The 11,963-nt window shown below is 72.0% G+C and carries 10 protein-coding genes; 5 read left to right on the forward strand and 5 right to left on the reverse strand.

The features are described 5' to 3' along the window. Positions 1-133 precede the first annotated feature (133 nt). Together ACRWND_RS29200 and ACRWND_RS29205 are read left to right on the forward strand one after the other, a co-directional pair. Positions 134-1,060, forward strand: coding sequence for an ABC transporter ATP-binding protein (locus tag ACRWND_RS29200; RefSeq protein WP_431954704.1), 927 nt, complete (start codon positions 134-136; stop codon positions 1,058-1,060). A 50-nt stretch (positions 1,061-1,110) separates the two neighbouring features. After that, on the forward strand, positions 1,111-1,827 hold the full coding sequence (locus ACRWND_RS29205; RefSeq protein WP_431954719.1) for an ABC transporter permease: 717 nt from the start codon (positions 1,111-1,113) through the stop codon (positions 1,825-1,827). Here the strand turns inward: ACRWND_RS29205 and ACRWND_RS29210 are convergent. After that, the gene (locus ACRWND_RS29210; protein ID WP_431954705.1) at positions 1,814-3,094 is read right to left on the reverse strand and encodes a glycosyl hydrolase family 28-related protein; all 1,281 of its coding nucleotides are present in this window, start codon (positions 3,092-3,094) and stop codon (positions 1,814-1,816) included. The two genes, ACRWND_RS29205 and ACRWND_RS29210, sit on opposite strands and share 14 nt — an antisense overlap. Positions 3,095-3,155: 61 nt before the next feature. Between ACRWND_RS29210 and ACRWND_RS29215 the strand changes: the two genes are divergently transcribed. Next, entirely contained in the window at positions 3,156-4,169 is a 1,014-nt protein-coding gene (locus ACRWND_RS29215; protein WP_431954707.1) for a COX15/CtaA family protein, read from the forward strand. Between the two features lie 255 nt (positions 4,170-4,424). On the opposite strand, the gene ACRWND_RS29220 is transcribed toward ACRWND_RS29215, so the two are convergent. The 4 genes from ACRWND_RS29220 to ACRWND_RS29235 form a co-directional block, all read right to left on the reverse strand. Continuing rightward, positions 4,425-5,534: an amidohydrolase family protein gene (locus ACRWND_RS29220; RefSeq protein WP_431954721.1), complete on the reverse strand. Its 1,110-nt coding sequence runs from the start codon at positions 5,532-5,534 to the stop codon at positions 4,425-4,427. Continuing rightward, a complete protein-coding gene (locus ACRWND_RS29225; protein ID WP_431954709.1) occupies positions 5,531-6,883 on the reverse strand; it encodes a glutamine synthetase family protein in 1,353 nt (450 codons plus the stop codon). The genes ACRWND_RS29220 and ACRWND_RS29225 overlap by 4 nt, the downstream gene beginning before the upstream one ends. 65 nt (positions 6,884-6,948) lie before the next feature. After that, the gene (locus ACRWND_RS29230; RefSeq protein ID WP_431954711.1) at positions 6,949-7,311 is read right to left on the reverse strand and encodes a hypothetical protein; all 363 of its coding nucleotides are present in this window, start codon (positions 7,309-7,311) and stop codon (positions 6,949-6,951) included. A gap of 24 nt (positions 7,312-7,335) precedes the next feature. Beyond that, complete coding sequence (locus tag ACRWND_RS29235; protein WP_431954713.1) at positions 7,336-8,280, reverse strand: heme o synthase; 945 nt, start codon at positions 8,278-8,280, stop codon at positions 7,336-7,338. Between the two features lie 345 nt (positions 8,281-8,625). Here ACRWND_RS29235 and tkt point away from each other — a divergent pair, with 345 nt between their 5' ends. Both tkt and tal read left to right on the forward strand, forming a co-directional pair. Continuing rightward, complete coding sequence (gene tkt / locus ACRWND_RS29240) at positions 8,626-10,704, forward strand: transketolase (protein ID WP_431954715.1); 2,079 nt, start codon at positions 8,626-8,628, stop codon at positions 10,702-10,704. Positions 10,705-10,744: 40 nt separating this feature from the next. Continuing rightward, positions 10,745-11,863 carry a transaldolase gene (gene tal / locus ACRWND_RS29245; RefSeq protein ID WP_431954717.1) on the forward strand — a complete coding sequence of 373 codons (1,119 nt, stop codon included), beginning with the start codon at positions 10,745-10,747 and terminating at the stop codon, positions 11,861-11,863. Positions 11,864-11,963: the final 100 nt, after the last annotated feature.

An 11,963-nucleotide genomic window follows, 5' to 3' on the forward strand; every position in this document is an offset into this window, starting at 1 on the left:
AAGCTGACCTGCGGAAACGATCTTCGCCGCCGCCCCGGAGCAGGCCTCGGGCGCCCGCCTAGACCGGCGGTCGCCGCACGTACCACCGCCCTCCCGGCGGAGCGCCCCCCAGCGGGTTCGTAGACTGCCCGTCATGCGAATGGACCCCGCGGTCGAAGTGACGGGACTCGTCAAGCGGTACGGCGCCAAGACCGCGGTGGACGGTCTCGACCTCGCCGTCGCCCGGGGCACCGTGACCGCCGTGCTCGGACCCAACGGAGCCGGAAAGACCACCACCGTCGAAACCTGCGAGGGATACCGCCGTCCGGACGCCGGCCGGGTGCGGGTGCTGGGGCTCGACCCCGTGCGGGAGGCCGCCGCGCTGCGGCCCCGGATCGGCGTCATGCTGCAGTCGGGCGGCGTCTACGCCGGCGCCCGCGCCGAGGAGATGCTGCGCCACACCGCGAAGCTGCACGCCGCCCCCGTCGACCCGGCCCTGCTGATCGAACGGCTCGGCCTGGAGTCCTGCGGCCGCACCCCGTACCGCCGGCTCTCCGGCGGCCAGCAGCAGCGCCTGGCGCTCGCAATGGCCGTCGTGGGCCGCCCGGAGCTAGTGTTCCTGGACGAGCCGACGGCGGGACTGGACCCGCAGGCCCGCCGCGGCACCTGGGAGCTGGTCCGCGAGCTGCGCGCCGACGGCGTCACCGTCGTCCTGACGACGCACTCCATGGACGAGGCCGAGCAGCTCGCGGACTACGTCGCGATCATCGACAAGGGCCGGGTGATAGCGAGCGGCACCCCCGAGGAGCTGTGCCGCGGCGGCGCGGAGAACACTCTGCGCTTCTCCGGCCGTCCGGGCCTCGACCTGACCTCCCTGCTCAAGGCGCTGCCCGACGACTCCGCCGCCGTCGAGCTCACCCCCGGCGCCTACCGGGTCGAGGGCAAGGTCGATCCGCAGCTGCTGGCCACCGTCACCTCCTGGTGCGCCCAGCACGGGGTGATGCCGGACCGCCTCGCGGTCGAGCGGCGCACCCTGGAGGACGTCTTTCTGGAGCTGACCGGCAAGGAGCTGCGTTCGTGACCGCCACCGGCACTTTCACCCCTGCCCCCGGCGCGGCTCCGCTGCTGCGGATGATCGGTGCGCAGACCGCGCTGGAGACCCGGATGCTGCTGCGCAACGGCGAGCAGCTGCTGCTGACCGTCGTCATCCCCACCTTGCTGCTGGTCCTCTTCAGCTCCGTCGACATCGTGGACACCGGCGCCGGTGAGGCCGTCGGCTTCCTCGCTCCCGGCGTCCTCGCGCTGGCGGTGATGTCCACCGCCTTCACCGGCCAGGCCATCGCCACCGGCTTCGAGCGGCGCTACGGCGTCCTGAAGCGGCTCGGCGCCACCCCGCTGCCGCGCTGGGCGCTGATGACCGCCAAGACCGGCTCCGTGCTGGTCACCGAAGTCCTGCAGATCGTCCTGCTCACCGTGATCGCGTTCGCCCTGGGCTGGTCGCCGCACGGCAATCCGTTCGCGGTGCTCCTGCTCCTCGTCCTGGGCACGGCGGCCTTCTCCGGCCTCGGTCTGCTCATGGCCGGCACACTGCGCGCCGAGGCCACGCTCGCCGCCGCCAATCTGGTCTTCCTGCTGCTGCTCGTCGGCGGCGGGGTGATCGTGCCGTTGGACCGGTTCCCGGACGCGGCGCGCTCCACCCTGGAACTGCTGCCTATCTCGGCCCTCTCGGACGGCCTTCGCGACGTCCTGCAGCATGGCGCGGGGATGCCATGGGGCGACCTCGGCATCCTCGCCGTGTGGGCCGCGGTGGGGCTCGGAGCGGCGGCGCGCTGGTTCAGGTGGGAGTGACGCAGTCCACGAAGCGGGCGAAGCCGGTGCCCTGGCCCTCGTCCAGGGCGAGGAAGCCGCTTTCCGGGCCGTGGCTGGCCAGCAGGCACATGTCGTAGCGCACCGTGGTGGGCAGCTCGGTGGAGCCGTCGGTGCGGTAGCGGTGGGTGCCCGTGAGCTGGCAGGAGTCGTAGCGCACGAGCGGCCCGCGCGGACCGAGCGTGTAGCGGTGGGCGCGCAGCCCGGGGGCGAAGGGCTTGAAGGCGTTGGCGGTGTCGTCGCAGTCGTTGAAGTGCACCGTGCCGCCGCCCCACTCGCAGTCGATCACCACGGTGTCGGCGTTGCGCAGCTCGAAGCGGATGTCCTCGGCGTGGAAGCGCTGCACGGAACTGAAGTGCCGCCTGCGCGGGAAGCGGAAGAACGTGCTCTCGTAGCCGTAGTCGGGGTGGGGCGTGGGGCGGCGCCCGGTGACGATGTAGCTCCCGGCACGGCAGGTGACCGAGCCGCCGTAGGGGAACTCCAGGAAGTTGCCCCACTCATAGGTGACGTTCATGTCCGTGAACCAGTAGTTGAGGAACTGGTCCTGCTGCTCCGGGTTCTCCGAGCGCTTGGACAGGCCCGAGTAGAGGAACGCCTTGCGGTAGGCGCCGCCCACCCGGCAGGCCTCCCAGCGCATCTCGGAGTTGGTGTTGGTGCCGTCCAGGGCGATGCCGTACTCCCACTCCCCCATCCACTCGCAGTCGGTGAAGCGGTAGTTCGCCGCGCCGCCGGTGGAGTAGGAGGAGAAGAAGGAGGCGCCCGGGGTGCCGGAGGTGAAGCGCAGCCCCTCGAAGGCGATGTTCTGCCACATGTCGTCGTTGCGGCAGAGGAAGGCGCCGGCGGGATCCCGTGGCGCGAAGACGATCTCGCTGATGCGCAGGCCCGCGCCGCGAAAGCGCAGTCCGTTGGCGGCGCCCGACGGGTTGTCGCCGTCCAGCAGCGCGGCGGGCCGGGTGATCAGGTACTTGCCGGGTGGGACGTCGATCACGGTGCGGCCCGTGTGGTCGTCCAGCCGGGACTCGGCGTAGCGGTAGGCGTCCGCGAAGGCCTCGCTGTCGTCGGTGGTGCCGTCTCCCTTGGCGCCGAAGTCGGCGACGACGTCGACGACGCCGGGATGCGCGGCGCGCCTGGGCTGCCGCACGGCCTCGGCCGCGGGCGTGTCGGCGGCCGAGTAGGCGGCCGCGCCGATCCCCGTGAGCGCCGCCGCTGCGCCTCCGTAGAGCAGTTTCCGCCGGTCGACCTCGGCCATGTCGCCCAACCCCTCCCCTGGGTGTCCCCCTCGTGAAGGATTGCACAAGGAGACGCCTACGATGGTGGCCGTGCCGAATCTCAGCCAAGCAGGCCAAGCAGTGCGAAACCCCCTGGCCTTCGTCGCCCAGCGTTGGACCCCGTCCCCGGCGACGGTCCGGCGGGCCGCGCTGGCCGCGCTCGTGATGAGCGTCGTCATCGTGGTGACCGGCGGCGCCGTCCGGCTGACCGGTTCGGGGCTCGGCTGCCCGACCTGGCCCAAGTGCACCGCCGACAGCCTCACCACGACCAGTGAGATGGGGCTGCACGGGGGCATCGAGTTCGCCAACCGGATGCTCACCTATGTGCTGTGCGCGGCCGTGGGCTGGGCCATCGTCGCCGCACGGGCCGCAGGGCCGTGGCGGCGGGGGCTGACCCGTCTCGGCTGGGCTCAGTTCTGGGTCGTCATGGGCAACGCCGTCCTCGGCGGCATCACCGTCCTGACCGGTCTCAACCCGTACACCGTCGCCGGGCACTTCCTGCTCTCCAGCGCGCTGATCGCCGTCGCGCTGCTGACGTGGCACCGGGCCGGCGAGGGCGACGCGGGGCCGCGCCCGCTGGTCGGCAAGCCCGTCAGGCAGCTGGCGTGGGTGCTGACCGCCGCCTCCGGGGCCCTGATCGCGGTCGGCACACTCGTGACGGGGGCCGGGCCGCACGCCGGCGACAGCAGCGACGTGCCGCGTGTCCCGGTGAAGTGGGAGACCATCTCGCAGCTCCACGCCGACCTGGCGTGGGTGGTGTGCGGGCTGACGATCGCCCTGTGGTTCGTGCTGCGCGCCGTCGACGCCCCGGCGGGACCGCGGGCCCGGGTGCGGGACCTGGTGCTCGTGCTGCTGGCACAGGGCGTCATCGGGTACGTCCAGTACTTCACCAAGCTGCCGGAGGTGCTGGTGGGCATGCACATGCTCGGCTCGACGCTGGTGTGGATCGCGGTGCTGCGGGTGCTGCTCTCCCTGCGCGAGCGGCCGGCTACCGAGCCCGGCGCGGAGCCGCTCCCGGCGCCCGCGTCCGTCCCGGAGCCGACCGCGGCCGCGTAGGGCTCCGCCCGTGAGCGGTGCCCCGCCTTCCGCGGACCCGGAGCCGACCACCGGTGACCTTGGAGCCGAGGCGCGTGGGCAGCTGTCTCCCCGTCTCGCGCCCTTCGGGCGCACAGCGGCGGGCTGCGGACGCCCGAAGGGCGCGAGACGAACCCGCACCCGAGCACCGGCCGCGGCACGCATACCCGCCCGCGCCACACCCGAGCACCGGCCACGGGTCGAACCCTCGGGTGAGCCGCCCCCCGAGGATGCCGCTCAGGGGAGCCCGTACAGCCGCCGCGCGTTGTCCGCGGCCACCATGGCCGCGACACGCCGAGCGTCGGCCGCCGACCAGGCGCCCTCCGCGACCCAGCCGCCCAGCACCTCGTCCACCGCGCCACGGAAGGCCGCGGCGCCGGTCACGAACAGCTCGGGCAGCCCGTAGGCGTCCGTCGAGAACAGCAGCTTGCCGAACGGCGCCAGCTCCAGGAACTCCGCGAGGACCGCGCCCGCCCGGGGTCCCACATGGGTGAGGGCGAGGCCGACGTCGGCGTGCACATGCGGGAAGACGTTGGCCAGGTACGCAGCATGACGGTGGTACGGATAGCAGTGCAGCAGCACCAGGTCGGCCCCGGTGCCCCGGGTCGCCCGGGCGAAGTCCGTCAGCAGCGCCGGGTCGGCGTGGTCGAGCCGCAAATCCGGATCGCCGAAACCGGTGTGCAACTGCAGCGGCAGCCCGGTGGCGACGGCCGTCCACAGCAGGTGCCGCAGCAGGACGGGATCGCCGAGCCGCGCAGGGCCCGCCCGGCGCGCCCGCAGCCATGACCCGGCGGCCTGCCGGACCTCGTTCGGCGCCGGGGGCCGCGGGTCGAGGCCGAGTCCGTGGCGGTAGGCCGCGATCGACTTGAAGCCCGCAGCGCTCCGCGCGGCGCGGTGGACCGCCTCGGCGATGCCCTCGACCAGGGCCCCGGCCGAGTCGCAGGCCCCGGCGACGTCCTCGGCGATCCGCTCCAGCCTCACGATCTCGCGCTGCGCCGCGGAGCCGGCCGCGGCCGGCTCCGCGGGCGTCGCCAGGTCTCCGGGGAGTCCGGTGTCGACGAGGTACATACCGATGCCGCTGCCCCGCAGCAGCCGGCGCGCGGCCTCGCGGACCCCGAGTTCACGGCGCCGCGAAAGGTAGACATCCGGGGGGCAGTGCGGCTCCAGGCCGAGCAGCGGCGGGCACCAGCGGCGGACGGCGAAGCCGGTCTGGGTGTCGAAGAAGCTCGTGCCGGGCGCCGCGGGTGCGTCGGACTCCGTGAGATACCTCTCAAAGTCCGCGGCGTCGAGCTCGCGGCGGACGACGCCGTGGCAGTGGTGGTCCACCAGCGGCGGCAGCTCGATCACCACCGCCACCGGGTGGCCTCCGCGAGCTCGGCGGGGCCGTGATCGGCCAGCGCCTCGGACTCGGCGCGCCGCACCGCGACCACAGCGCCGAACAGCGCCTCCCCCAGCGCCTCCTTCAGCGGCGCATCGCGCACGAGGTGCGCGACGGCCTCACTGAGCGAGGTGGGCAGCCGCTTCTGGTCGCCGTGCCCGGCCGGGTCCCCGCTGACCGCGGGGGGCAGCGTCCGACCGCCGTCCCGCAGGCCGGCCAGGCCCGCGGCGATGACGGATCCGACCAGCAGGTAGGGGTTGGCCGCGGCGTCGAAGGGCTTGAGTTCGGCGTGACCGCCGTCGGGGTCCTCGGCCTCGCCGGTCACCAGGCGCAGCGCCGCCTCGCGGTTCTCCACGCCCCAGCAGCGGTAAGCGCCGGCCCAGTGCGAGGGGACGAGTCGCAGGTAACTGGCCGGGGAGGGGGCGCCGATGGCGCACAGCGCGGGCAGGGCCTCGAGCACCGCCGCCAGGAAGGTGCGCGCGGCAGGCGCCAGGCCGTACGGGTCGGTGGGATCGCGGTGCAGGTTGCGGCCGTGCTCACGCAGGCTCAGATGCAGGTGGCAGCCGTTTCCGACCTGCCCGGCGACGACGACCGGGGCGAAGCAGGCGCGCAGGTGGTGGGCGGCGCTGACCGCCCGTACGGTCTCCCGGACGAGGACGACCTCGTCCGCGGCGCCCACCGGGTCGGTGGGCGCGGTGGACACCTCGAACTGGCCGGGAGCATACTCGGGGTGCACCTGCAGGACCTCGAGGCGCTGGGCGGCCAGGGCGTCGTGGAGGTCGAGCAGATAGTCCGAGAGTTCCGTCACCCGTGTCAGCCCGTAGGCCGGGCCGCGGGAGGCCCAGTCGCCGCTGCCGTCGTCCTTGACGGCGACCCATTCGGTCTCGAAGCCCATGCGCAGCTCCAGACCGCGTTCGGCGGCGCGTTTGACCATGCGCCGGGCGAACAGCCGCTGGCAGCCGGGGTGGGGGCGGCCGTCCTGGTCGTAGCGGTCGGCCGGCGCCCAGGCCCAGCCGGGCCGGGCGGCCAGCGCGGTCAGACGGTCCAGGTCGGGGAAGAGCCGCAGGTCGCCGTCGGGACCGCCGATCAGCGGGGAGGATGTGCCGGCGTCGTCGGAGGTGAAGACGTCGAAGACCGGCGACATGCCGACGCCCCCGTGCGCGGCGTGCGGCAGCCGCACGGTGGGCACGGTCTTGACCCTGCTGATGCCCGCGTTGTCGACCCAGCTGAGGGCGACGGCGCGCACGCCCTCCGCGGACAGCCGTGCCGCTTCCCTGCGGGCCGTCAGCCGCCGCTCGTCGCGTTCCTCGGTCTTCACCGACGCCTCCTCGTTCCCACCCGTGATGCGGACCACTTGCATGGTCCTAACGGGCAGGCCCGGCGTCAGGTGTTGGCGGGGCCGCCGATCTGGATTCCGGCCATCCGCGACCACTCGTAGGGTCCGGTGCGCACCTTGGCCGCGAGACCGCCGTCGAATGACTCGTGGACGGTGATGCAGGAGCGTTCGACGGCCTCGCGGGCGATGTCGTAGGTGGGAGCGACCAGGTCGCCCCACTCACCGTTCTCGCCGACGAGCACGATGCGGGCGCCGGCCTCGCCGACGTACGCGATCTGGCCCTCTGCGCCGCCGCCGTGGCTTCGGGCGAACGCGGTGATCTGCTTGGCCAGGCGTGCGGTGCGACGCTCGGCTCGGGCCGCGGCCCTGCGCTCCGCGTTCGGGGTGACTGCTTCCTGGATCTCTGCCATGGAAGGAATACTACCCGCCGGTAATCAGCGCAGGAAGGGATCCACGGCGACGGCGACGAACAACAACGTCGCGTAGGTGATGGACCAGTGGAACAGCCGCATCTCCTTGAGCTTGGCCCCGACCACACCGGCCTTCGCCCGTCCGTACAGGGCGTGGGCCTCGACCAGCCAGAAGGCGCCGAGCAGCACGGCGGCGGCCGCGTAGAACCAGCCCGTCGCTCCCAGCGGCCACCACAGAGTGAGGGAGACCAGCACCATCGCCCAGCTGTAGATGACGATCTGCCGGCCCACCACGACGTTGCCCGCCACGACCGGCAGCATGGGCACGCCGACACGCTCGTAGTCGTCCTTCACCTTCATCGACAGCGGCCAGTAGTGCGGCGGCGTCCAGAAGAAGAGGACGAGGAAGAGGACGAACGGCGCCCAGGCCAGCTCGTCGCGCACCGCCGACCACCCGATGAGGACCTGCATGCAGCCCGCGATGCCGCCCCAGACGATGTTCTGGGCGGTACGGCGCTTGAGGCCGAGGGTGTAGACGAAGACGTAGTAGAGGATGGCCGCCACGGACAGCGCCGCCGACAGCGGATTGACGAGCACCCAGAACCAGGCGGTGGAAACCACCGAAAGCGTGACGCCGAAGACCAGGCACTCCCACGGCGCGACCATGCCGGTGACCAGTGGACGCTGCTCCGTGCGGTGCATGAGCGCGTCGATGTCGCGGTCGATGTACATGTTGAGGGCGTTCGCGCCGCCCGCCGACATGTAACCGCCGATCATCGTCGCCGCGACCAGCCAGAGGTCGGGAACGCCACCCGCCGCCAGGAACATCACGGGAATCGTCGTGATGAGCAGCAGCTCGATGATGCGCGGCTTGGTCAGCGCCACGAACGCCACCACCCGGGCACCGAACGGCCGGTGGCGGTGGCTCGACCCGATGGCTCCGGCGGGCCGGGATTCGACGGCCGTCACGAACACCCCTGAGGAAAAGTCCAGCAAGCGGCTCCGCTTGCGCGTACCACGCCACTTTAGACGTAGCGGATACTCCGCCCGCGCCCGGGGTGGCACGTGTTGACCTCCCTGGCGCAAGAGAGGTGCGACCTGGAGGCGTTCCGCCTCGACAGGCGAAGAGAAGCCGACCGGGGGACGCTGGTGACAGCACCGGTAGCGGGGCGGGAATGCCGCTGCGCGGGGAACGGTTGCCGCTGGCGTCGGGCCCACACTCGAAAAGGTGCACGCACGTGCAGGGGTAGGCTCGGCAACGCCCGGTGTGCACTTCGTCACCGGCGTCATACATGTGGAGAGGAGCCCTCTCAGGTGAGCACCGAGCCGACCACCTCCGAGCTGGAGTGGAGCGAGCTGGACAAGCGTGCGGTCGACACCGCCCGGGTTCTGGCGATGGATGCAGTACAGAAGGTCGGCAACGGCCATCCGGGTACGGCGATGAGCCTCGCTCCCGCGGCCTACCTGCTGTTCCAGAAGCTGATGCGGCACGACCCGTCGGACGCCGCGTGGACCGGGCGGGACCGCTTCGTCCTCTCGCCGGGACACACGTCCCTGACGCTGTACACGCAGCTCTTCCTTTCGGGCTACGGGCTGGAGCTGGAGGACCTCAAGGCCTTCCGCACCTGGGGCTCGCGCACCCCGGGCCACCCCGAGCACGGTCACACGACGGGTGTGGAGACCACCACCGGCCCGCTGGGCCAGGGCATCGCCAACGCCGTGGGCATGGCGATGGCCGCCCGCTACGAGCGCGGCCTGTTCGACCCGGACGCGGCGCCGGGCGAGTCGGTCTTCGACCACACCATCTGGGCGATCGTCTCCGACGGCGACCTGGAGGAGGGCATCTCCGCGGAGGCGTCCTCGCTCGCCGGGCACCAGAAGCTGGGCAATCTGATCGCCCTGTACGACGACAACCACATCTCCATCGAGGGCGACACCGCGACCGCCTTCTCCGAGGACGTCCTGGCGCGCTACGAGGCGTACGGCTGGCACGTGCAGCGCATCGAGCAGGACCCCTCGGGCGACTTCGACGTCCAGGCCCTGTACACCGCCTTCCAGAAGGCCAAGGCCGTCACCGACCGCCCCTCCATCATCGCGGCCCGCACCATCATCGCCTGGCCTGCGCCGAACGCACAGAACACCGAGGCCGCCCACGGCTCGGCGCTGGGCGACGCGGAGGTCGCGGCCACCAAGAAGGTGCTGGGCTTCGACCCCGACCAGAGCTTCGAGGTCGCCTCCGAGGTGCTGGCGCACGCGCGCAAGGTCGCCGACCGCGGCCGTGAGGCCCACGCGGAGTGGACCAAGCGGTTCGAGGAGTGGCGCTCCGCCAACCCGGAGCGCGCCAGGACCTTCGACCGGATCCAGGCCGGCGAGCTGCCGGCGGGCTGGGAGGACGCGGTCCCGGAGTTCCCCGCGGGCAAGGACGTCGCCACCCGCAAGGCCTCCGGCGAGGTGCTGAAGGCCCTGGGCGCCGTGATCCCCGAGCTGTGGGGCGGCTCCGCCGACCTGGCCGGCTCGAACAACACCACCATCGACGCCTCGTCGTCCTTCCTCCCGGCGGACAACCCGCTGCCCGAGGCGAACCCGTACGGCCGCACTGTGCACTTCGGCATCCGCGAGCACGCCATGGGTTCGACGATGAACGGCATCGCGCTGCACGGCAACACCCGCGTCTACGGCGGCACCTTCCTGGTGTTCTCCGACTACATGCGCCCGGCGGTGCGCCTGGCCGCACTCATGAAGCTGCCGGTCTCCTACGTGTGGACGCACGACTCCATCGGCCTGGGCGAGGACGGCCCGACCCACCAGCCGGTCGAGCACCTGTCCGCGCTGCGCGCCATCCCCGGTCTGAACGTGGTCCGGCCGGCCGACGCCAATGAGACGGCGATCGCCTGGGCGGAGATCCTGCGCCGCCACACGGCCAAGCCCGCCCCGCACGGCGTGGCCCTGACCCGGCAGAACGTGCCGACCTACCCGGCCAACGAGAACGCGGCCAAGGGCGGTTACGTGCTGTTCGACGCCGAGGGCGGCCAGCCGCAGGTCGTCCTGATCGCCACCGGCTCCGAGGTGCAGCTGGCCGTCGAGGCCCGCGAGCAGCTGCAGGCCGAAGGCATCCCGGCGCGCGTGGTCTCCATGCCGTCGGTGGAGTGGTTCGAGGAGCAGGACCAGGCGTACCGCGACAGCGTCCTGCCGCCGAACGTGCACGCGCGGGTCGCCGTCGAGGCCGGCATCGGGCTCACCTGGCACCGCTTCGTCGGTGACGCGGGCCGGATTGTGTCCCTGGAGCACTTCGGGGCAAGCGCCGATTACAAGGTCCTCTACCGCGAGTTCGGTCTGACCGCAGAGGCCGTCGCCGCCGCCGCACGCGACTCGATCGCCGCCGCTGGTCGCTGACGCACAGACCCATACGACGTACCGAGGAGATGCAGAACCCATGACAGACGCACTCAAGCGCCTCTCCGACGAGGGCGTGGCGATCTGGCTCGACGACCTGTCCCGCAAGCGGATCACCTCCGGCAACCTGGCCGAGCTCATGGACCAGAGCCATGTGGTCGGCGTCACCACCAACCCGTCGATCTTCCAGAAGGCGATCTCCGGCGGCGACGGCTACGAGCAGCAGCTCACCGATCTGGCCGCGCGGAAGCTGACGGTGGACGAGGCCCTGCGGATGATCACTACCGCGGACGTCCGCGACGCCGCCGACGTGCTGCGCCCGGTGTACGACGCCAGCGGTGGCCAGGACGGCCGGGTGTCCATCGAGGTCGACCCGCGTCTGGCCCACAACACCCTGGCCACCGTCGCCGAGGCCAAGCAGTTGGCCTGGCTGGTGGACCGGCCCAACACCCTGATCAAGATCCCGGCGACCAAGGCGGGCCTGCCGGCCATCACCGAGGTGATCGGCCGCGGCATCAGCGTCAACGTCACGCTGATCTTCTCGCTGGAGCGCTACCGCGAGGTCATGGACGCCTACCTGGCGGGCCTGGAGAAGGCCCGGGCCGCGGGCCTGGACCTCTCCCTGATCCGCTCGGTGGCCTCCTTCTTCGTGTCCCGCGTGGACACCGAGATCGACAAGCGTCTGGAGAAGCTGGGCAGCGACGAGGCCAAGGCCCTCAAGGGCAAGGCCGCCGTCGCCAACGCACGGCTCGCCTACCAGGCCTACGAGGAGGTCTTCTCCTCCGACCGCTGGCAGGCACTGGAGCGCGAGGGCGCGCACAAGCAGCGTCCGCTGTGGGCCTCCACGGGTGTGAAGGACCCGGCCTACCCGGACACCCTGTACGTGACCGAGCTGGTCGCGCCGGGCATCGTCAACACCATGCCCGAGGCCACGCTCGACGCGGTGGCCGACCACGGTGAGGTCACCGGCGACACCATCCGCGGCACCTACGAGCAGTCCCGGGCGGAGCTCGACGCGATCGCCGCGCTCGGCATCTCGTACGACGACGTCGTCCAGCTGCTGGAGGACGAGGGCGTCGAGAAGTTCGAGGCGTCCTGGAACGAGCTGCTGGCCTCGACCGAGGCCGAGCTCAAGCGCCTGGCGCCGAAGGAGGCGTAACACGTTGAGCAGCGCCAACCCGCTGCGTGACGCATCGGACCGACGGCTCCCGCGCATCGCGGGGCCGTCGGGCCTGGTGATCTTCGGCGTCACAGGCGAT

The organism is Actinacidiphila sp. bgisy167 (genome assembly GCF_965342175.1).
Lineage (GTDB): Bacteria > Actinomycetota > Actinomycetes > Streptomycetales > Streptomycetaceae > Actinacidiphila.